The 21349-nt window shown below is 60.9% G+C and carries 17 protein-coding genes; 12 read left to right on the plus strand and 5 right to left on the minus strand.

Going from position 1 to position 21349, the window contains the following annotated elements; translation table 11 throughout:
• The first annotated feature begins 231 nt into the window (after window positions 1–231).
• The 5 genes from ACFRFQ_RS11485 (at window position 232) to ACFRFQ_RS11505 (ending at window position 8825) form a co-directional block, all read left to right on the plus strand.
• On the plus strand, window positions 232–3501 hold the full coding sequence (locus ACFRFQ_RS11485) for a protein kinase (RefSeq protein ID WP_378657007.1): 3270 nt from the start codon (window positions 232–234) through the stop codon (window positions 3499–3501).
• 123 nt (window positions 3502–3624) lie between these two features.
• Window positions 3625–5553 (plus strand): molecular chaperone HtpG, encoded by a 1929-nt coding sequence (htpG, locus tag ACFRFQ_RS11490; protein WP_378657010.1) that lies wholly within the window; start codon window positions 3625–3627, stop codon window positions 5551–5553.
• 155 nt (window positions 5554–5708) lie between these two features.
• Entirely contained in the window at window positions 5709–6248 is a 540-nt protein-coding gene (locus ACFRFQ_RS11495; protein ID WP_378657013.1) for a DinB family protein, read from the plus strand.
• Window positions 6249–6297: 49 nt separating this feature from the next.
• Window positions 6298–7911 (plus strand): FAD-binding oxidoreductase, encoded by a 1614-nt coding sequence (locus ACFRFQ_RS11500; protein ID WP_378657015.1) that lies wholly within the window; start codon window positions 6298–6300, stop codon window positions 7909–7911.
• On the plus strand, window positions 7908–8825 hold the full coding sequence (locus ACFRFQ_RS11505) for a diacylglycerol kinase (RefSeq protein ID WP_378657018.1): 918 nt from the start codon (window positions 7908–7910) through the stop codon (window positions 8823–8825). The genes ACFRFQ_RS11500 and ACFRFQ_RS11505 overlap by 4 nt, the downstream gene beginning before the upstream one ends.
• Window positions 8826–8843: 18 nt before the next feature.
• Here ACFRFQ_RS11505 and ACFRFQ_RS11510 read toward each other — a convergent pair whose 3' ends face one another.
• From ACFRFQ_RS11510 to ACFRFQ_RS11530, 5 genes are all read right to left on the minus strand, one after another.
• Complete coding sequence (locus ACFRFQ_RS11510) at window positions 8844–9584, minus strand: hypothetical protein (RefSeq protein ID WP_378657021.1); 741 nt, start codon at window positions 9582–9584, stop codon at window positions 8844–8846.
• On the minus strand, window positions 9581–10399 hold the full coding sequence (locus ACFRFQ_RS11515; protein WP_378657024.1) for an alpha/beta fold hydrolase: 819 nt from the start codon (window positions 10397–10399) through the stop codon (window positions 9581–9583). Before ACFRFQ_RS11515 ends, ACFRFQ_RS11510 begins: the two co-directional genes overlap by 4 nt.
• A gap of 53 nt (window positions 10400–10452) precedes the next feature.
• Window positions 10453–11256 carry an alpha/beta fold hydrolase gene (locus ACFRFQ_RS11520; protein ID WP_378657027.1) on the minus strand — a complete coding sequence of 268 codons (804 nt, stop codon included), beginning with the start codon at window positions 11254–11256 and terminating at the stop codon, window positions 10453–10455.
• A 2-nt stretch (window positions 11257–11258) separates the two neighbouring features.
• Complete coding sequence (locus tag ACFRFQ_RS11525) at window positions 11259–12590, minus strand: MFS transporter (protein WP_378657030.1); 1332 nt, start codon at window positions 12588–12590, stop codon at window positions 11259–11261.
• Between the two features lie 561 nt (window positions 12591–13151).
• Window positions 13152–13844: a TetR/AcrR family transcriptional regulator gene (locus tag ACFRFQ_RS11530; protein WP_378657032.1), complete on the minus strand. Its 693-nt coding sequence runs from the start codon at window positions 13842–13844 to the stop codon at window positions 13152–13154.
• Window positions 13845–13997: 153 nt separating this feature from the next.
• Here ACFRFQ_RS11530 and ACFRFQ_RS11535 point away from each other — a divergent pair, with 153 nt between their 5' ends.
• From ACFRFQ_RS11535 to ACFRFQ_RS11565, 7 genes are all read left to right on the plus strand, one after another.
• On the plus strand, window positions 13998–14942 hold the full coding sequence (locus tag ACFRFQ_RS11535) for a PDR/VanB family oxidoreductase (RefSeq protein WP_378657035.1): 945 nt from the start codon (window positions 13998–14000) through the stop codon (window positions 14940–14942).
• A 67-nt stretch (window positions 14943–15009) separates the two neighbouring features.
• Window positions 15010–16260 (plus strand): Rieske 2Fe-2S domain-containing protein, encoded by a 1251-nt coding sequence (locus ACFRFQ_RS11540; RefSeq protein WP_378657037.1) that lies wholly within the window; start codon window positions 15010–15012, stop codon window positions 16258–16260.
• A 67-nt stretch (window positions 16261–16327) separates the two neighbouring features.
• The gene (locus tag ACFRFQ_RS11545; protein ID WP_378657435.1) at window positions 16328–17071 is read left to right on the plus strand and encodes an alpha/beta fold hydrolase; all 744 of its coding nucleotides are present in this window, start codon (window positions 16328–16330) and stop codon (window positions 17069–17071) included.
• A gap of 147 nt (window positions 17072–17218) precedes the next feature.
• Complete coding sequence (locus ACFRFQ_RS11550) at window positions 17219–18535, plus strand: M20 family metallopeptidase (RefSeq protein WP_378657040.1); 1317 nt, start codon at window positions 17219–17221, stop codon at window positions 18533–18535.
• The gene (locus ACFRFQ_RS11555) at window positions 18532–19491 is read left to right on the plus strand and encodes a catechol 1,2-dioxygenase (RefSeq protein ID WP_378657043.1); all 960 of its coding nucleotides are present in this window, start codon (window positions 18532–18534) and stop codon (window positions 19489–19491) included. Before ACFRFQ_RS11550 ends, ACFRFQ_RS11555 begins: the two co-directional genes overlap by 4 nt.
• Window positions 19488–20330 (plus strand): alpha/beta fold hydrolase, encoded by an 843-nt coding sequence (locus ACFRFQ_RS11560; protein WP_378657046.1) that lies wholly within the window; start codon window positions 19488–19490, stop codon window positions 20328–20330. Before ACFRFQ_RS11555 ends, ACFRFQ_RS11560 begins: the two co-directional genes overlap by 4 nt.
• Complete coding sequence (locus tag ACFRFQ_RS11565) at window positions 20327–21349, plus strand: LLM class flavin-dependent oxidoreductase (protein WP_378657049.1); 1023 nt, start codon at window positions 20327–20329, stop codon at window positions 21347–21349. The genes ACFRFQ_RS11560 and ACFRFQ_RS11565 overlap by 4 nt, the downstream gene beginning before the upstream one ends.

Below are 21349 nucleotides of genomic sequence, written 5' to 3' on the forward strand. Positions count from 1 at the left end.
TGGCAGGTGGGACATTGTGGACTGAAATTAATCGTCAAAATGAAGTGATATGTATCACATTTTGAGTGTTGTGAGTACCTGTGTCAGTTTCGGAGTGCACGTCGTAATTCCGGAGCGTCTGTGCGCGGGCCGAGGACGTGCGCTGCGTTGACGGCCATACCCGAGTGGGAACATTATCGAGAGGTAACGCGACGGTGCATCATCGATGATGCCGCGGAATCGAAGTAGACGATGACCGAGAACGATCCACTCCAGACGCGCCGTGACATGCTTCCGTTCATAGCGGATGAGTTGCGAGCGGCGGGATTCGACGATGCCCGCGAGATCGGACGCGGAGGCTTCGGTGTGGTGTACCGCTGCACCCAGATCGGACTGGATCGCACGGTTGCGGTGAAAGTCCTCACCGCCCACCTCGACGAGGAGAATCGGGCTCGCTTCTTTCGGGAACAGCGGGCTATGGGGCGCCTGACCGGACACCCGAATATCGTGGGCATCCTGCAGGTCGGAACCACCGACACCGGTCGCCCCTACCTGGTGATGCCCTACCACCGCCAGGGGTCCGTCGACACCAGGATTCGCGAGAACGGGCCGCTCGATCTGGAGGAAGTCCTGCGGCTCGGAGTGAAGATGGCAGGCGCGCTCGAGACCGCACATCGGCTCGGCATCCTGCATCGCGACGTCAAACCGGCCAATATTCTGCTCACCGACTACGGTGAACCGGCCCTGGCAGACTTCGGGATCGCACACATCGCAGACGGGTTCAAGACCGCGACCGGCACTGTCACAGGTTCGCCCGCCTTTACCGCTCCGGAGGTGCTCGGCGGTGAACCGCCCAGTCCCGCATCCGACGTGTACGGGCTCGGGGCCACGCTGTTCAGCGCGCTCACCGGTCACGCGGCTTTCGAGCGCCGCAGCGGCGAGCAGGTTGTTGCTCAGTTCCTGCGGATCACCGCGCAACCGCTGCCGGACATGCGCGAGCACGGCTTCCCTGACGACGTGTGTGGCGTCATAGAGAAGGCAATGTCCCGCGATCCGCTCGACCGTCCTTCCACGTCGGTACTGGGCGACGAACTGCGGGAGTTGCAGGTCCGCCACGGATTGGTGGCCGACAGCATGGCGCTACGCGCCGAACAGGGGACCGACCCGCGAGATCCGCAGCCGAGCGGATGGCGTCCACCCGCATCGCCCGTGGTTCGGCGGGCCGACAAACATCTGCCGCTGGAGCTGACCAGCTTTGTCGGTCGACGCACCGAGCTGGCGGAGGTGAAAAATCTGTTATCGGTGTCGCGTCTGGTGACGTTGACGGGAATCGGCGGTGTGGGTAAGACGCGTCTCGCGTTACGCGTCGCCGCGAATGTCCAGAAGGACTTCGTCGACGGTGTGTGGTTGGTCGAGTTGGGCGAGTTGCACGACGAGTCGTTGGTGGTCGGCGCGGTGGCTGCCGCCCTCGGCGTACGTGACCAGTCGCCTCGGCCGCTGCAGGATATTCTGGTGGAGTTCCTGGCTACTCGGACTTTGCTGCTGGTTCTCGACAATTGCGAGCAGGTGATCGACGCGGTGGCAGGGTTGGTCGAAGTATTGCTGCGCGCGTGCCCGGAGTTGCGGATCCTGACCACCTCGCGCGAACCCCTCGGTATCGGTGGGGAATCGGTACTGCGCGTGTCTCCGCTCGCAGTCCCCGACCCGGATCGGGAGCCGTCACTGCGGGGACTTCCCCGATATGACGCGTTGACGTTGTTCGCCGAACGGGCAGCCGCTGCGGTCCGTGGTTTCGAAATCACGGAGGAGAACAAGGCAACTGTGGCCCGGATCTGCCAGCGCCTGGAAGGTCTGCCGCTGGCAATCGAGTTGGCGGCTGCCAGGCTTCGGGCGATGGCGCCCGAGCAGATCCTGGCGCGGTTGGACGATCGCTACGCGCTCCTGACCCGCGGCAGCCGGGGCGCTCCGACACGGCAGCAAACCTTGAGGTGGAGTATCGACTGGAGCTACGACCTGTGCACTCCCCGAGAGCAGTTGCTGTGGGGCAGGCTGTCGGTCTTTGCCGGAAATTTCGAACTCGATGCGGCTGAGGCGATATGCGGTGGTGATCTGTCGTCGGAGGAACTACTCGACACGCTGGGGTCGCTGGTGGACAAGTCGATCCTGATCCGCGAGGAATCGGACACAGTGGTCCACTTCCGGCTGCTCGAGACACTTCTGGACTACGGCCGCGAGAAGATCCAGGAGGCTGGCGACTACGAGGCACTGCGCCGCCGGCTCCGAGACTGGTATCAGCAGTTGACGCTCGACGCGGAGACGGAATGGATCAGTCCTCGGCAACTCGAGTGGATCGATCGACTCGATCGGGAGCGGCCGAACATACGGGAAGCGCTGGAGTACGGTCTGTCCGACGACGAGGGTGTCGCCGCCGGACTACGCATGGCTACCGCGCTGTACCAGTTCTCGCTGACCCGCGGTCTGTACGGTGAATCTCGGCATTGGCTCGACCATTTTCTCGCCCGCGACGCCGGAAAGCCTACGGCGGAACGTATTCGGGCGATATACGCGGACAGCTTACTAGCGGCGGTGCAGGGCGATCTGCTGGCGGCGACTGCGCTGATAGAAGAGGGGCGCGCCCTTGCCGAGCAGTTCACCGATCCCCTTATTCACGCTCTTCTCGACAATGCAGACGGGATGCTTGCGCTGTACCGCGATGATCTTCCCCGTGCCGCCGCACGCCTCGAAGATGCACTCGAAGTGTTCGACGTACACGGCGACCTCGTTCTGGAAGTCGGTGTGCTGCAGACACTCGGGTTGGTGTACGAGATGCTCGACGAATCGAGGCGGTCGATCGGCTGTTACGAAAAAGCGCTCACAATCACCGAATCTCACGGCGAATCGGTGTATCGCTCATACACGTTGTGGGCCATGGGGGTCGCGGTGTGGAGGCAAGGTGACCAAGATCGAGCGGTGGTGTTTCTCGGGCAGGCACTGCAGCTCACCGAACAGGTGAACTCTCCACTCACCTGTGCAGCCTGTCTGGAGGTGTTGGCCTGGATTGCCGCCGAAGAACCGAATCCTCGACGCGCTGCCGTGCTGATGGGAGCTGCAGAGGAATTGGGTCACTCGGTAGGCAGTGTCACGATCGTGTTCCCCACCTTGCAGCCCTACCACGAGGAATGCGAGACGGCGACGCGACGTGCATTGGGGGAGAAGGCATTCAAGGCTGCAGTCCGGCAGGGCCGACTCATGACCATGGAGGGAGCAGTCGCATTTGCGCTCGGCCGGCAGCCTCTGGACGCGACGCAAACGGGGCCGTCGGTGGTGCTGACCAAGCGTGAGCGTGAGGTCGCCGACCTGGTCGCCCAGGGACTCACGAACAAACAAATCGCTGCCAAATTGGTGATCTCGCTCCGCACCGCGCAGGGCCATGTGGAGCACATACTCACCAAGCTCGGATTCACCTCGCGCACGCAGATCGCAGCCTGGGTGGTCGAGAAGTCCAGCAACGGGGAGGCGTGATTCTGCTGTGCGCCTTTGTTAACCGCGGGCGGTTGACAAAGGCGCACTGCAAGCGCCCGGATCCCCGTATCCGAGGTCGAGTAAAATCCCTGTGACCAGTAACGAGAAGAGAAGGGGATCGAAGTGACCGCGCATACCGAGCAGCTCGAGTTCCAAGCAGAAACACGTCAGCTGCTGGATTTGATGGTTCATTCAATCTATTCGAACAAGGACAGTTTCCTTCGCGAGTTGATCTCCAACGCTTCGGACGCGCTGGACAAGCTCCGTCTCGAGGCATACCAGGACAAAGACCTCAATGTCGACGTCTCCGATCTTCACATCGAGATCGACATCGACAAGGACGCGCGCACGCTCACGATCCGCGACAACGGCATTGGTATGTCGCGTGACGAGGTCATCGACCTGATCGGCACGCTCGCCAAGTCCGGCACCGCCGAGGTGCGTCGCAAGCTCAAGGAAGCTAAGGACGCTGCGGCTTCCGAGGAGCTGATCGGTCAGTTCGGCATCGGTTTCTACTCCACGTTCATGGTCGCGGACAAGGTCACGTTGCTGACCCGCCGCGCCGGTGAAGATCATGCGACGCGCTGGGAGTCCACCGGCGCGGGTACGTACACGCTCGAGCATGTGAACGAGGCGCCGCAGGGCAGCTCCGTGACACTGCACCTGATGCCCGAAGATTCCGAGAACGGCCTGCACGACTACACGTCGGAATGGAAGATCAAGGAACTGGTCAAGAAGTACTCCGACTTCATCGCGTGGCCCATCCGCATGGATGTCGCTCGCACGTCGACGCCGGCCGAGGGTGACGAGCCCGAGGTCACGATCGAAACCGAGACGATCAACTCGATGAAGGCGTTGTGGACTCGCTCCAAGGACGAAGTGTCCGAGGAGGAGTACAAGGAGTTCTACAAGCATGTGAGCCACGCCTGGGACGAGCCGCTCGAGGTTATCCCGATGAAGGCCGAGGGTACTTTCGAATACCAAGCGCTGCTGTTCATTCCGTCGACGGCACCGTTCGATCTCTTCATGCGTGAGCGCAAGGCCGGCATCCACCTGTACGTCAAGCGCGTCTTCATCATGGACGACTGCGAAGAGTTGGTGCCCGATTACCTGCGTTTCGTCAAGGGTGTAGTTGACGCACAAGACCTCTCGCTCAATGTCTCCCGTGAAATTCTGCAGCAGGATCGTCAGATTTCGGCGATCCGTCGTCGACTGACCAAGAAGGTCCTCTCGACCATCAAGGACATGAAGGCAAACGAGCCCGAAAAGTACTCGACCTTCTGGACCGAGTTCGGCCGCGCGCTCAAGGAAGGCCTGATGGCCGATGCCGACAACCGTAAGACGTTGCTCGACATCTCGTCCTTCGCCTCGACCAACAGTGAAGATGGCGTGACCACGCTCGCCGAGTACGTCGAGCGCATGAAGGACGCTCAGGAACAGATCTACTTCATGACCGGCGAATCTCGCCACCTCATCGAAAGCTCCCCGCACATGGAGGCTTTCAAGGCCAAGGGCCTCGAGGTTCTGATTCTCACCGATCCTGTCGACGAGATGTGGGTCGACGCGGTTTCGGACTTCGACGGCAAGACCTTCCAGTCGATCGCGAAGGGTGAGGTCGACCTCGACACCGAGGACGAGAAGAAGGCTGCCGAAGCCGAGCGTGAAGAGAAGGAAAAGGAATTCGGTGCGCTCTTGACGTGGCTGACCGAAACCCTGTCGGACGATATCAAGGAGACGCGACTCTCGACGCGACTCACCACGTCGGCTGCTTGCATTGTCGGCGACGCATTCAGCATGTCGCCGACCCTCGAGAAGATGTATCGGGCATCGGGTCAGCCGGTTCCGCACAGCAAGCGGATCCTCGAACTCAACCCGTCGCATCCGCTCGTGACGGGTCTGCGCGATGCGCAGGCGGCCGACGGCGATGCTGAAAACCTCACGGAGACAGCACAGTTGTTGTACGGGATGGCGTTGCTCGCCGAGGGTGGCGAGTTGAGCGATCCGGCGCACTTCACGCGCCTGCTGGCTGACCGTTTGGCTCGTACCGTCTGATCTTCGTTCCAGTTCGGTTGACACTCCCGGCATCCACCAACCAGGTGGATGCCGGGAGTTTTTTGTGGCGAAGTTTTTAATGAGGACCGTTTCTGTCCGCAATGGGTTCTAACGTAGTTCTCACAGAGCTTGAACCCACTACCGAAGGAAACATCATGAACGCACCGACTCTCACCGTCACCGGCGAACGTGCAGATCTCCTCCAGAGCCTGCGTCAGCATCGTGAATTCCTGCTCTTCACCGTCAAGAACCTCACCGACGAACAGGCGGCATCAAGGCCGACCGCGAGCGAACTGTGCCTCGGTGGATTGATCAAGCACGTGGGTCGGGCAGAGCGGGGCTGGGTCGACTTCATCCTGGAGGGGCCGTCCGGTCTGGGCGGAGATTTCGATCCCACCCAGTGGTCGGAAGAGATGCAACAGGAGCGCGCGAAGGAGTTCGCGATGGTGGCGGGCGAAACATTGGCCGGCATTGTGGCTGAATATGAGCAGATTACTGCCAGGACGGATGAGGTGGTGGCATCCTTGGACAGCCTCGACCTCTCGCATCCGTTGCCGTCGGCGCCGTGGTTCGAGCCTGGTGCACGCTGGTCGGCGCGTCGTGCGTTGCTGCACATCATCGCCGAGACGGCCCAGCATGCGGGCCACGCGGACATGCTTCGTGAAGCGATCGATGGTTCCAAGACAATGGGATGATCGACCCACCTATGTTTACACATTGCGTCAATGTGTAACACTGGTAGCTATGAGTACCGAGAAATCTGCCTTGCAACCGCCGATGCAATGGGACGCGTGGGGCGATCCGGCAAAGAAGCGTGAGCTGTCGGACGCGGTCATAGCGCTGTTGACCGGATTTCTTGGTGTGTCGGCCCCGAAGCAACCCCGACAAGCCATTGAGGACGTGCGAGTGACGCCGTCCGCTCTTTCCCCGGCGCACGTCGAAGCGCTGGCTGACGTGGTCGGTGCGGAGTACGTGACAACAGAAGATTCGGATCGGATTCTTCGGGCCGGAGGCAAGAGCACCCCGGATCTGCTGCGTCGTCGCAGCACTGACCCGCAGGACGCGCCGGATGCCGTTGTCACACCAGGAACAGACGCGGAGGTCGAGCAAGTTCTGCGGTACTGCTCGACCAACAGGATTGCGGTAGTCCCGTTTGGCGGCGGCACGAGCGTCGTCGGCGGACTGGATCCCATCAAGAACGGGTTCGACGCGGTTCTTTCTCTCGATCTTCGACGTTTCGATCAGCTCGTCTCGCTCGACGAGGAATCAGGCATCGCGACCTTCGGTGGTGGAACTACCGGACCCCGCGCCGAGGAGCTACTGCACGAGCACGGATTCTCCGTCGGACACTTCCCGCAGAGCTTTCTCTTTGCCACACTCGGTGGGTTCGCGGCGACGCGTTCCTCGGGCCAGGCGTCGGCCGGTTACGGACGTTTCGAAGATATGGTCCAGGGCCTCACCGTCGTCACCCCGAGCGGAACGCTCGAGACGGGGCGGGCACCGGCGTCTGCGGCCGGTCCGGATCTCGGCGAGCTGTTCGTCGGTTCCGAGGGGACCTTCGGTGTCATCACACACGTCCGTGTGCGTGTCCACCGACTGCCCGAGACGACAGTGCGGGAGGGATGGAGTTTCCCCGACTTCGCGACCGGCGCAGCAGCATTGCGTGAGCTTGTCCAGGAAGGTTCGGCTCCGACCGTACTGAGGTTGTCCGACGAAGCGGAAAGCGGCGTGAACCTGGCGACCACCGACAAAATCGGCGAAAACGCTTTCACCGGAGGCTGCCTTGGTATCACCACCTACGAAGGAACGGCTTCGCACACCGCAGGGCGGATGGCAGAAGCCCGCGCAATTCTCACGGCGCACGGCGGAACGTCGCTCGGCGAGGATCCGGGAAACAGTTGGGAACACGGACGATTCGACGCGCCATATCTGCGCGACGCTCTGCTCGACGTCGGCGCTCTGTGTGAAACCCTCGAGACAGCAACAACGTGGGGCAACCTTGCGAACCTGCGCTCCTCGGTCACGGAGGCGTTGACCAAGGCATTGGTCGAGCAGGGTACTCAGCCGCTTGTGATGTGCCACATTTCGCACACCTACAAGACGGGTGCGTCTCTGTACTTCACCGTCGTGTGCGCGCAGACCGGAGATCCGATCGCTCAGTGGCACAAGGCGAAGACCGCTGCCGGTGACGCCATCATCGCTGCCGGTGGCACGATTACCCACCATCACGCGGTCGGTGCGGACCATCGGCCGTGGATGAAAGACGAAATCGGCGAATTGGGCGCTGATATTCTTCGCGCAGTAAAGAATGCAGTGGACCCCGCCGGCATCCTCAATCCTGGAAAGCTGATTCCTTGAGCCAAACCCGCAGTCAGATCGAGAAGGTAACCGTCCTGATCAATCCGATGGCGGGACATGGGCATGCGCCCACTGCCGGCCGCAAAGGTGTTGCGCGACTGCGCGAACGTGGAGTTGCGGTAACCGAGATCATCGGCACCGACGCGGACGACGCCAAGAAATTGGCACGCCGGGCAATCGCAGACGGTACCGACGCTCTCGTGGTGGTCGGCGGGGACGGTGCCATCAGTATCGGACTGCAAGCTGCAGCGCTGACAGACACGCCGATCGGACTCATTCCGGCGGGCACGGGAAATGATCACGCCCGCGAATTCGGTATTCCCACAGGTGATCCCGAAGCTGCTGCCGACGTGATCGCAAACGGCATCGTGCAGCAGTCCGATCTCGCGAAGATCACGATGGACGACGGGTCCGTGGTGTGGTCGGGCACGATCATCGCCAGCGGATTCGACTCGTTGGTCAGTGAGCGGGCGAACAAGATGTCCTGGCCGAAAGGGCGGATGCGCTACAACCTGGCGATGCTCGCCGAGTTGGCAAAGATGCGGCCGCTGCCGTACCGGATCGAACTCGACGACGAGGTGATCGTCATGGACGCGACGCTTGTCGCGGTGGGTAACGGGCGCTCGTACGGTGGCGGCATGCTCATTACCCCAGGGGCGTCGAAGACGGACGGTCTGCTGGATCTGACTGTCGTCGGGCATGGTTCACGCTTTCGTCTGGTGCGACTCTTTCCGCGGGTCTACAAAGGAACGCACATCCATTTGGATGCAGTGCAGACGTACCGATCCAAGAAGGTCCGGCTTATTTCCGAGGGCATCATCGCGTACGCCGACGGCGACCGAGTGGGGCCGTTGCCGATCACCATCGAAGCGGTGCCGAAGGCGTTGAATATTCTGAGCGCTGAACCTGTGTAGTCCGAGTGCGCAGCGTGATTAATGCACACGCGCTTGCCGGGTTTCAGGGTGTAGTCCTGCGAGTAGAGAGCCGTATCCGCGAGGACGTTCAGGAATGCGGAGAGTCTCGAGCAAGTGCCACAGCAGAGCCTGGTTGCTGGTAATCACGGGCAGATCGAGTTGGCGCTCGATGGACTCGATTTCGTCGGCGATTCGAACGCCTGCACAGCTCACGAGTAGGCCGTCGATCTTGGTTCGGTCCAGTGTGGCGGCTAGGTCGCGCCATTGCCCGGGCTCGATCATCGCCTGCTCTACCGGTGTCAGACGCGGCATGCCGAGGTGGGTGACTACCTCGATACCTTCAGATCGAAGGAAACATACTTCTGCTTCGACAACGTCCTCCGGGTAGGGGGTCAGCAGGGCGGGGTGACGGACGCCGGTTGTTGCAAGTGCAGCCATCACTGCCTCGATCGTGGTCACAGCCTCGATTCCCGTTGCATCGTAGATCCGCTTTTTCAGTCGCTCAGGGCCGACGAGCATGGTAGCCGCCGTGCAGTTGAGTGCAATGATGTCGACCTGGGCGTCGGCGAGCAACCCGACGTACGATTCGAGCCATTTGACGAGCAGACGGTCCCCTTCGATATCGGTGGTCGCAAATGGCAGTCGAGTCGTGATGAACTGCACGCCATCGGGGGCCATCAGCTGTAATTCGTAGTCGCACAAGCCTCCTGACGGGTAGAGATGGCCGATCCTGGTGATATGTCCGAATCCGAGACTCATGACGTGGGTATGACTGCGTCGAGGTGGTCGACCACAAGCCGAAGGAATTCGGCCGGATGATCGACCATGGGTGAATGACCAGCACCTGCAATCTCGATCGACCGAGCTGTGGGGATCCCGGCAGCGAGCGCAGCGGAGTGTTCGGCGGTACGCGCGCAGTCCTCGCTTCCTCGTATTATCAATGTGGGCGCGGAGATCCTGTGCAGTTGCGGGGTGAGGTCGAGTTCTCGTGCTGCGAGCAGGACAGCGGTGATGTACGTCGGATCTGTCTCCCTTACCGCTTGGATGTACGAATCCCACGTCGCGTTGTCTGGTCGCGAGGTGACGAGCATACGCACGGTGTCCTCGACCGTATCGTGCGAGGGGACGTCGCCGCTTCGGGCAATTTTCGTCCATCGATCAACGGCAGCAGCGAAACCAGGTAATGCGCCAGTTGTGTTCGCTCCTGTTCCGACCAGGATCAACCGACGTATCCGTTCTGGCGCAATGGCAGCGATGATCTGTGCGACGATGCCGCCGACGGAGTTACCGATAAGGTCCACCTGGTCGAGGTTTTCCGAGTCGAGCATGGAGATGACGGTGTCGGCTAGGTCCGTGGGACTGGCTACGGTGGACCAGTCACCGGTGGCCGGTGAGTAGAAGTCGACGGCATAGCACGGACGATCGGGGAGGCTGGTCATGACTGACTTCCAGAACTGCCAGCATCCGAACCAGGGGTGCAATAGCACGATCGGTGTGCCCGCAGAGTTCGGCTGCGACACGTGATATGACATCGACGTTTCACTAAGAGGTATTGTGCGGCTTGATATTTCCATGTCGAAGTCTCCATTGGATGATGCGCAAAGTGCAGGTTGTGTGGGTGTCGTTGTCACGACAGACTCGAAACGAAGTCGCGGACGGCCGCCGCGAATTGTGCGGGTTTGTGATCGACAGCTGGGACGCCCGTTCCAGGCAGTACGGCGGCACGTGCTCCGGGTATCGCAGCGGCGACCTTGGATTGATCGGGAAGTGAGAATATGTCCTCTTCGCCACAGAGGACCAATGTTGGAGACGTGATCAGGCCGATCCGCTTTTCCATGTGATAACGGTTCACCGCGACATGTCCTTCTTCGACGCGGTCCAGGACGCCGACGGCATCGTGAACCAGACGGTCGAGCAGATCTGGACGGTCCGCAGGATAGTACGGAGCGCGATTGTCCCAGAGTTGTTGCAGGTGCGACCCATCCGGCTGAGGAACAACGTGGTCGATAGGAGGTCGTCGGGCGACAGCTTCGCGGCGTTCGGCATCCACGAACGGCATGCCCGACAGGACGAGGGCTCCGATTCTCGAAGGTGCTGATGCGGCTACCTCGACTGCGACCACTGCTCCGGTATGGTGGCCGACCAGGATTACCTGTTCGAGGCCTAAGTAGTCGCACAGATCGATGACGCCGGCGGCGAACATTTCCACGGACCATGGATCGGCTGGGCGTGCAGAGATTCCGAATCCCAAGGTGTCCATTGCAATTGGCCTGAATTCGTTTCCGAGAAGTGGTAGGACCTCGCGGAATTCGTCCCAGCTGCGCGGGGATTGATGGAGCAAGATCACGGGGCGTCCGTTGCCGTGCTCGACGTAGTGGACCTGTCCGTATCGAGTGTCGGCAAAACCGTGGCGTAGCTCAGTTGTGGGCATGGTCAACTCACAATGGTTTCGGCGGTGTGGGGTGACACCGAGTCGGTCTGGTTGACAGTGGTGGTGGGTAATTTCAGGAAGATTCCTGCGACGATTGAAATCAGAGCGGTGCCAGACATATATAGCGCGATCAGCATCCAGCCTCCCGTCGCATCGAGTATCAGCGATGATATGGAAGGTGCGATTGCATTTCCGGCGATGAGTCCAATCGTGAGGCCGACCGACATGCCGGTGAATCTCACTGCGGGAGGGAAGACTTGGGAGAAGTACACGGGAACCACCGCGTAGTTCGCGGAGTATCCGACGAACAGCAAGGCGAAACCGAGCAGCATCGCGCCGTAGTTGCGGGTGTCGAGGAGTGTGAACCAGCAGAACGGCAGAAAGATCAATGACACCGCACCACTCAGGAAGACCTTTCGGATGCCGACACGATCTGCCAGTTTTCCGAACAGCGGTAGGCATACCAGGATGACCACAGTGGACGGGAGCAGGACCGCGAGCATAGTGCTGCTGCTGAGTCCAAGAGCATTCTTACCGTAGCTCAAGGAGAACACCGTGGTCATGGTGAACGCGGTTCCTGCTGCAATGATGCCTAATGCCACCAGAAGAACCGTTCTGAGGTGGTTGCGCATGACGTCGACTATTGGTCGTTGCTCCACCGCACCGTCTTGTTTTACTTCGGCGAATGCAGGCGTCTCCTCGAGTGCAATTCGAGCCGCGAGCCCCACGATCACCAGAATGCCACTGAGTAGGAACGGAATTCGCCATCCCCATGACATCAATTGCTCGTCGGGGAGTTGGAAGACCAGAAGAAAAGCGAGGTTGGCAAGGAGTAGACCGGCGGTGGCGCCGGTGTTGATCAGAGAACCGAGGAATCCGCGGTTGCGCCCACTGGAGTGTTCTACGGTCATCAAGACCGCACCGCCGTATTCGCCTCCGACGGAAAAACCCTGTAACAGTCGGGCTATGACCAGTAGGGCTGGAGCCGCCACTCCAATTTGGGAGTAGGTCGGCAGGATTCCGATTGCGAAGGTCGACGCCCCCATGAGGATGAGTGTGACGATCAGCGTCGTCTTTCGACCTATGCGATCACCAAAGTGCCCGAAGACAACTGCGCCAATGGGCCTTGCGATGTAGCCAACCGCGAATGTGGACAAGGACAGCAGCGTTGCGATGGCTGGATCTGTTCCGGCAAAAAACAGCGTCGGAAAAATCAACGATGCTGCGAGTCCGTATCCGGAAAAGTCGTAGTATTCGATCGTCGTGCCGATCCAGCTGGCAAAGACGGCTTTTCTTGCTCGTTTGTGGGTGGCGGGCTGGGTCGAGAGGGACATGGTGCGTCCTCCGAGAGACGGGCCGATGCTCGGCCAAGCGAACAGGGATGTCGTGCCTGACCTGTCGAGGTCCTCAACTCTGAGCAATTATGTTCTGTCTGAACATAATTCGACTATGTGCGATCGACAGGGCGTGGGTGGATCACGAGTACTGGTTGAGACCGTGCGACCCCGGCAACTGGCCGTACATTGATTGGTACTATGTACGGGCTACGTCCGGCTGTCAAGAGATATGGCGGGATTGGTGGGTAGATACGGTGTGGTCGACCCTCGTGACTGCGCGCGGAAACGCAGAATATTTGCAGCGCCTGGCGCATGGTGTTCATGCTGGAAGTTGCGCGAATTGGAGTTGAATTCGACAGTCGCACAGGTTAAGTGGGGTGCTCACGTACCGTTTCCTTGCCCCGGTTCCGGGGACCTTCAGGCTGCCGCCGATGGCGGCACATTCAGCGCCGGCACATTTAACTCTGTCGAAACATCAACGGTGGGGAAAGCTGCGGAAGTCCCGTGCCGTATTCGAGTGGGGATGTATCCAGGCTTCGGCAATCAGTCGACGAACGTTCAGGATCTCGGCGCAAGGGTGCGGACTGTGGCATCGATGTACGCTTCGAGTCCTGCATCGAATGTCGAGTCGTAGGGTAGTTCCGCGACTTCGTCCGCGAGGTTGACTACCTGCGGGAATTCCTCGATCGGTAGCCCGGCATAGAAATGACTTCGCTGCCTGAGTTGTTCCGTACCTTCGTCGTTGGTGAGCCGGCCCCATGGTCGTGGTGTCTGATAGCTGGCGAAACCGATCGCGTAGGTGATGAGAAAGCCGTAGCATTGGACGGCCTGTGGCCCGGGAATGCCGGAATCCACCAATCGCTGAAGTACTGCTTCCATTGCACCTCGTAGTGCAGTGCGACTGTCGGTGATGCGACTCGCGAACAGTCGGACAACGCTAGGGTGATCTCGCATTATCGACAGGAATGCGTGCCCGACGGTTCGCAATGCCTCTGCCGGGCCGGAATCGGGCTCGGACGGCAATTGCATCCGTCCGAGTACGTGGTCTGCCATTCCGTCGAGGATGTCCTCTTTGCTGCGGAAGTAGCTGTAGAGCGTCATTGTGCCGACATTCAATTCGGCAGCTAGTCGCCGTACGGTCAGCCGTTCCAGATTGGGGTCTGCGTCGGAGATCTGCAGGGCAGCCGTGATGATTCGCTCGGTGGTGAGCGACGTGTCGCGACGCTGAGTTCGCTTCTGCGGCGGGGTCATGGGGCTCCTTGCATATCTGTCGGTACAGCGTATCGGACGGCATTTCCGCTTGGAGTTCGATGTCTGGCTGCGTCGCTGGGAGCTTGCGAAATTAAGTGTTGCGCCCTTCTGGCGTATTGAGTACCGTACGTTGTACGAAACTTGGAGGTGAACATGATTGACGGTGGCACAGACGTTTTGGAGCTCCAAGTTGTAGCTCTGCGTCAGGAATCGGATTGTGTGATCAGCGTGGAACTTGCTGATGTCGATGGTCGACTCCTGCCCGCATGGGAGCCCGGTGCGCATATCGACCTTGGGCTTCCGGACCACATTCGGCAGTACTCCTTGATGGGAGATCCACAGAAGCGTCACAGCTACCGGATCGCTGTGCTCCGCGAACGGGCTTCGTCGGGAGGGTCTCGCTATGTCCACACGGTGCTGCGGCCGGGAGATCTGGTCGAGGTCGGTGGTCCACGTAACAACTTCCCACTTGCCGAGGCGGACAGCTATCTCATGATCGCGGGCGGGATCGGCATCACACCGCTACTGCCGATGATCCGGCGACTCCACGAAGAAGGCGGCGATTGGCGGTTACTGTACGGAGGGAGGTCTCGTGCTTCGATGGCTTTCCTCGCGGAACTGGCGGGTTACGGTGATCGCGTAGAGGTCCGGCCTTTCGACGAGAACGGTCACCTCGACCTCGACAGCGCATTCGCTTCGCCGATCGAGGGTCGGGCCGTGTACTGCTGCGGGCCTGAAGCGCTCATCGCTGCAGTGGAAAAGCGTTGCACCACTTGGCCGTCGGGAACTCTCCAGGTCGAGCGATTTGCTGCCGGACCACGTGACGGCGAGGCTGATCTACAGGCTTTCGAGTTGGTGTTGGCGAGATCGGGTCAGCGGCTCATGGTGCCGGCCGACAGTTCCGCCCTTGATGTGCTCGATGCTGCCGGAGTTGCTCTTCCGAACGCGTGTCGGGACGGGGTCTGCGGAAGCTGTGAAACCCGCGTGCTTGCGGGCCGGCCGTTGCATCGGGACGCGTTGACCGACTCGGACCGCACCGACATCGTTTTTCCTTGCGTATCACGCGCACACGGCGCGGAGCTCGTGCTCGACCTGTGACGACTGTGTCTGCGGGCGAGCGTTGTTGAACTACCCACGTACCTAAAGCATCCCCATGGAGGAATTTGTGACCGCACCGAGCTCTCCCACCCCCGATGTCGCGCCCACCCCCGATGTCGCGCCGCGAAGGCCGGCGCGCTCCCGTAACGGAGTCCGTGCCGCAACGCCCCCCGAACCCGGCCCGCCGGTGCAAGACGGGGCAGATTGGTCGGCATGGCCGACCTATGACTCTGCTGCGCAGGGCTTTCGGGACTACTGGTATCCGACTATGTGGGCACATGAGGTCGGCGAAAAACCCGTTCCCATTACACTTGCGGGTGAACGCATCGTTCTGATCCGCGACGGTGACGTTGTGCGCGGACTTCACGATCGGTGTCCTCACCGGGGCGTTCCGCTAGCCAACGGGCGACGGGAGTTTCCCGGAACCATCAGCTGTGCCTACCACGGTTGGACATTCGGTCTGGACGACGGGAAACTCAAAGCAGTCATCACCGATGGCCCGGACAGTCCGATCTGCGGAAAAATGGCGGTTGCGACGTATCCGGTCGAAGAACGCTTGGGGCTTCTCTGGGTATATATCGGAGAGGTTCCGTCGGGAACACAACCCCCACCTGTCGAGCGGGACATCCCGACGGAACTGACCGAGAATGCTTTGGTGCTCGGTGGCCGAAATGACGTCCGGAAGGGCAACTGGCGGTTCGCAACTGAGAACGGGTTCGATGAAGGACACGCAAAGTACCTCCACAACACCGCGCTGTGGCGATTGTTCAAGGTCATGCCCACATGGAACAAGACACGCATCGTCGAACGTGACGGGTGGCTGGTCCGCGTGCAGGACGAGCTGCACTGGGAGGCGGAGTTCCCAGGCCTCGGAACTTTCACCAACAAGAGGTGGTGGAAGCGAATTCCGTTACCGGACCACCCGGGCAAGAACGGAGATGCGAACCCGGTCATTGCGGCGCTGGACATCCCAGGATTTGTGTCGGTTCGGATGCCAGGTCTTCTTCGTGTGGCATACCCGAAGTTCATCCATTACGAATGGTATGTCCCGGTCGACGCCGATCACGTGCGCTACGTGCAGCTGATGGTGCGATTCGAAACGGGAGCCACAGCATTGGCCTTCAAGGCGAAGTATCTGGCTGCGTTCAGGTGGCTGTTCCACGGTCAGTTCACTCGTCAGGATGCCTGGATGGTGAACGTGACGGACGCACCGCCGGAGAGGCTGTATCGGCCGGATCTGTCCATCACTGCGTGGCGCCGACACGTCGAACAGGTTGCTCCTGTTGTCCAGCCGACAGAACGACGCATTGGTCACTGATTCCAGCCGCGTGATTCCACAGTTGGCGCATGGGTGGGCCGGATGTGCAACCGGCCCTGTCACTGTGGTGCTCCATGGTGGCGGTCCGGGATGTCATGCCGCGTCGGATTTTTCGGCGGTGATGTCACGAAGGCCAGACCGTCGATGGTTGTGGGTCGACCTGCCGGGCTACGGAGGTTCCGAACCCGTCGTAGCAGCTTCAACTCCTCGGCTGATTGCAGCGGCCCAAGCTCTCGACGGGTTGTTGGAGCGGCTTGAACTCGAGGACGTCGACGTCCTGGCACAGTCGCTGGGTGGGACGGTGGCGTTGCGACTGGCGGCGCTGCGACCCGAACGGCTGCGGCGAATAGTTGTTATCGGCAGTCAGCCGGTGCCTGCTCCCGTGGATGCGGTTGGCTTGCACATTGATCCGGGACTCGGGGTGCGAGCGCGTATCAAGTACTACGGAGGCATCGGCCCCACGCAGGACAAGATGCGAGCGTTGATTTCCGAATTAGAGTGGTACAAAGCTAATTCGGTCCCTGAATCAACTGTGCGAGCACGATATCTGGCCAGCATCTCGCCTATTGCACTGGTGAAACCGACGGTGTCGTCAGCCGTCGAAGAACCCAGTGTCGACTTAGGTGCAGTGTCAGCTCCGACTCTGGTTGTGTGGGGTCGTCACGACCCCTTTGCCGACCCCCGATATGCGGCGGTACTCGCCGACGCACTACCCCGCGGCGATCTTGCAGTCCTCGGGCGAACTGCCCACCATCCTCAGGCTGAGCGTCCCGAAGCTGTCGCGGCACTCACCGAAGCATTTTTTCACTGACAGGAGCTGATTTCTTGTGTCCCGTGCGACCCTCCTAATAACTGTGTCTTTCACGATCGGCACGGCAATTGCCGTAGCCACACGCCCGCGCGCTCTTGCCCGTCTGGGGCGGGCTACCACCGTCCGTTCCGTCCGGCCAGGCGCCCGGTGAGCACTCTGAGTGCAGAGCAGCACGCCTGGTACGAGGCTGCTTGTGCACTTGTGGATCGTGATCGCCTCACCGAACTTGTTGTCGGGATGGTCGACATCCCCAGCCCGACCGGCGAGGAGGCTGAGCTTGCCCGGTGGTTGACCGCAACTCTCGACGCCGCCGGCTTCGATTCTCATTATCAAGCAATCGACGATCGGCAGGCTAACGCCGTTGCACGGCTACGTGGTGACGGTACTGGCGAAGACCTGCTGCTCTATGCACCCATCGACACTCTCACCGTGGGCGACCCGGTCGAGGACGTGCCGTGGATCGGGCCCGAACTCCGAGCTGACATGCGTCCACGTGCCGAAGTGCACGGAGATCACGTTGTCGGACTCGGCGCCAGCAACCCCAAAGGCCATGGAGCGGCCGTCATCGCGGCAGCAGAGGCGATTGCCAAGGCCGGAGTCCCGCTGCGCGGCGACTTGATCGTGGGGTTCGGTGCCGGCGGCATGCCCACCAATGGTCGGACCGCCCGCGGGTTGAGTCGCCGCAATGCTGGACACGGTGTCGGCTGCTCCTTCTTGCTCGAACAGGGATGGTGGGCAGACCATGCACTGATCGCCAAACCTGGATGGTCGGTTGCTTGGGAAGAAGTGGGGCTGTGCTGGTTCGAGGTTCGTGTACGTGGCACATACACGTATGTAGGCAGTCGGCACCGGATGCCCTACCGAAACGCGATCGATGACGCTGCGACAGTCATTGCTGCGTTGGAACATTGGTTCCCCGAGTACGCGGCCAGACATACCGACGGCCTTGTTGCTCCCCAAGGCATCGTGGCGGCGATAGAAGGTGGTTGGCCTCGCATGGCTGCGGTGTCACCTGCGTTGTGTCGCTTCATGATCGACCTTCGGACCAGCCCCCGCTCGACCCCTGCCGACGTGCGACGCGAATTCGCCGACGCACTCGATGCGATCTTGACCGAACATCCCGGAATCGAACTGGATTGGGACATGGTTCTGTCGATCCCGGGTACCCGAACGTCTCCGGACGCTCCAGTGATCGTCGCCACGACGGCCGCCTGGGAAGAGGAGAGCGGCCGCCCACACGAACCGATTGTTGCCAACAGTGGGGCCACTGATGCCAACATCCTGCGCGCGCGAGGTCTCCCGACTGCCCGTATCGGTATGGACCGGATAGGGGGCGAAGCTCCACTGCCACTTGACTTCTCGTCGGGTATGAATGTTGTCGACATCCGGGAAGCTGTCCGTCTGACCCGAACCATCGTGCACACCACCATCGCGCTGTGTACTCGAGAGCGGAGCATCCCGTGAGTGAACTGGTCTTGGGAATCGGTGCCTCGCACAGCACCTTGATGAACACACATTGGGAGGAGGTGGAGGGGCTCGCCGCGGCGCACCGGTTCCGCGACGGGCTCGGTCAAGCACAGGCGAGACTCGCCGCCGCGCGTCCTGATGCTGTGGTGGTGATCGGCTCCAATCACTTCCGCGGCATGTTCCTAGACCTCATGCCCACATTTACCATTGGGGTGGCCGAGGTCAACGGTGCCGGTGAAGCGGGCACGCCCGCTGGGCCGCTTCCGGTGGACACAGTCCTGGCACGACACATTGTGGACGGTCTCGTCCGTGATGGCTTCGACCCGGCGTTTTCGCTGCGGATGACCGTTGACCACGGAATCACGCATTCTCTGCAGCATCTGGTGCCGGAGCTCGACGTACCTGTTGTCCCGATCGTTATCAATATGTTTGCACCCCCACTCCCGTCGCTGCAGCGATGCCACGACCTGGGTACGGCGATCGGCTCCGCGATATCAGCAGACGGCGAGACCAAGCGGGTGGCGGTGATCGCGTCCGGTGGACTGTCGCATCGATTGCCGTGGCCGAAATGGTTTGCTGCACTGTCGGATGACGACAGATTTCTGGTCCAGGCCTGGCTCAACGGCCGTGCGTCGTGGAGCGAGTACGAGGCCCGGCGCCGGCAGATCATCCGAGCTGCAGAACCAGACATCAACGAGGCGTTCGACGAATGGTTTCTCGCACTGCTCGAGGCCGGTGACCTCGGGCCGTTGATGGCGAAGACCGATGCGCAGATCGAGGGCGAGGCAGGCAATGGAGCACATGAGCTGCGTTCCTGGATCGCGATGTTTGCAGCGCTGGCGACTGCCGGCACGACAACGGGGTGCACGCTCGCCTACGGGGCCGTTCCGAATTGGTTGACAGGAATGGGAGTCAGCCTGCTCACACCCACTAACGAGGAGAAACCCACATGACCATCTGGACTGACCTGACCGGCACAGCATTCGAAATGTCCTACGCACCTGTGAACGGCGCGCGGACCCGCGTCTTACGCGCGGGGCAGGGAGGAGAAGCCGTGGTGATGTTGCACGGCACTAGCGGCCATCTCGAAGCTTTCATTCGTAATGTGCCAGCATTCTCGAAGCACTTCGCAGTACATGCACTGGATATGTTGGGCCACGGTTACACCGACAATCCTGTCGGCGACCTGCGAATCCCTCGATACGTGGAACATGTACTCGCTTATCTCGACAGTCGAGGTATCGAGCGCGCGCACTTCATCGGGGAATCTCTCGGAGGCTGGGTGGCGGGACGGCTTGCCGCCGATCACCCTGACCGGGTCGGACGATTGGTGCTTGTTGCGCCTGGGGGAACGGTGGCCAATCCGGAAGTGATGGACCGCATTCGTACCAGCACGAAAGCAGCAGTGACCGGTGACGACCGTGATCTGACTCGGGAGCGACTTCACCTACTCATGCACGACCCAGTGAACGTATCCGACGAGTTGGTTGACGTTCGCCATGCCATCTATCACCGGCCCGAATTCGTCTCCGGCATAGACCAATTGCTGTGCCTGCAGAATATCGAGAACCGTACCGAGGACCTACTGACCGCTGAACAGATGGCCCGAATCAGCGCTCCCACCCTGATCGTCTGGGGCGCGGAGAATCCGTTCGGCGACATACCGGAGGCAGAGCGGATGCGACAGTCGATCACGGGTTCGTTGCTGGAGGTCTTTCCTGAATGCGGTCACTGGCCTCAACATGAGCATTCCGATCGTTTCAACGAACTCGCAGTGAAATTCCTGCTGTGAAGATCGGGCTGCGGATCCCGCCGTGCGCGCCGGTGGGGCAGATCGCCGACCTCGCGAGCGAAGCTGAGCGCGCAGGCTTCGACGAAGTGTGGTTTCCGGACTCACAGCTGCTGTGGCGCGACGTATTTGCTGTTGCGGCAGCAGCTGCTGCGGCAACGACGGAGATCGGTCTCGGTACTGCTGTCACCAACATTGTGGCCCGGCACCCCAGCGTGGTCGCTTCGGCGGCGCGCACCGTCGCGGAACTTGCTCCGAATCGGTTCGTTCTCGGTATCGGTGTTGGCGACAGTGCGGTAGGTCCGGTTGGATTGCGACAGTCGACCGGGGCAGAGCTACGAGCCGGACTCGCCGTCATACAGGAGTTACTCGCCGGCCGAACAGTGGACTTCGGCGGAACACATTCGCGCTTGTGCGACCCGACGCCCGTGCCGATCTACCTCGCGGCAAGCGGTCCACGCAACCTTCGTCTGGCCGGGGAACTGACGGATGGTGCCATCCTGCTGTCCGGGGTGGCGCCTGCGCCACTGGCTGCGGCGGCAGGCAGGGTGCGAGAAGGAGCAGCCTCTGCAGGCAAGACCGGAGTGCGGATGACAGTGTCGGCATTTTGCCGGGTAACGGATGACGTGCCACGGTTCGCGCGCGAGCTCAAACCAATCTGCGCGCGGATAGCCCAGAATGGGGGTGCCCCGTTCCTTGCTCTCGCTGGTGTGGATATCGATGTGCCGCAGCATCTGCCCGGCGTGTACCCCGATCTTGTTCACGCGGTGGACTGGGACGCAGCTGTACGTGCGTGCGACCCGTACGTCAGTGACGAGGCCGTCATCGCGTTCGCCCGTGAATTCTGCCTCTACGGCACCGCCGCCGAGATCGTGGGCAAGCTCGCTGCGGTGAGTGAGGCAGGCGGCGACGCGGTCTACTTACAACATGTAGGTTCCTACGATCTACCGGACGCACTCTTGGCAGATGTGGCAGAACAGGTCCTGCCGTTGCTGCGCAATCAAGCGCGTGGGGGTAGATAG

Origin of the sequence: Rhodococcus sp. NPDC056743, from assembly GCF_042790355.1 — a bacterium.
Lineage (GTDB): Bacteria > Actinomycetota > Actinomycetes > Mycobacteriales > Mycobacteriaceae > Rhodococcus_F.

Excerpts from the sequence above, each read along its gene's own strand:
- ACFRFQ_RS11500 (WP_378657015.1), top strand. The coding sequence starts at position 6,298 with ATGAGTACCGAGAAATCTGCCTTGCAACCGCCGATGCAATGGGACGCG.
- ACFRFQ_RS11525 (WP_378657030.1), bottom strand. The coding sequence starts at position 12,590 with ATGTCCCTCTCGACCCAGCCCGCCACCCACAAACGAGCAAGAAAAGCC.
- ACFRFQ_RS11530 (WP_378657032.1), bottom strand. The coding sequence starts at position 13,844 with ATGACCCCGCCGCAGAAGCGAACTCAGCGTCGCGACACGTCGCTCACC.
- ACFRFQ_RS11535 (WP_378657035.1), top strand. The coding sequence starts at position 13,998 with ATGATTGACGGTGGCACAGACGTTTTGGAGCTCCAAGTTGTAGCTCTG.
- ACFRFQ_RS11520 (WP_378657027.1), bottom strand. The coding sequence starts at position 11,256 with ATGCCCACAACTGAGCTACGCCACGGTTTTGCCGACACTCGATACGGA.
- ACFRFQ_RS11510 (WP_378657021.1), bottom strand. The coding sequence starts at position 9,584 with ATGAGTCTCGGATTCGGACATATCACCAGGATCGGCCATCTCTACCCG.
- ACFRFQ_RS11495 (WP_378657013.1), top strand. The coding sequence starts at position 5,709 with ATGAACGCACCGACTCTCACCGTCACCGGCGAACGTGCAGATCTCCTC.
- ACFRFQ_RS11515 (WP_378657024.1), bottom strand. The coding sequence starts at position 10,399 with ATGGAAATATCAAGCCGCACAATACCTCTTAGTGAAACGTCGATGTCA.
- ACFRFQ_RS11485 (WP_378657007.1), top strand. The coding sequence starts at position 232 with ATGACCGAGAACGATCCACTCCAGACGCGCCGTGACATGCTTCCGTTC.
- ACFRFQ_RS11560 (WP_378657046.1), top strand. The coding sequence starts at position 19,488 with ATGACCATCTGGACTGACCTGACCGGCACAGCATTCGAAATGTCCTAC.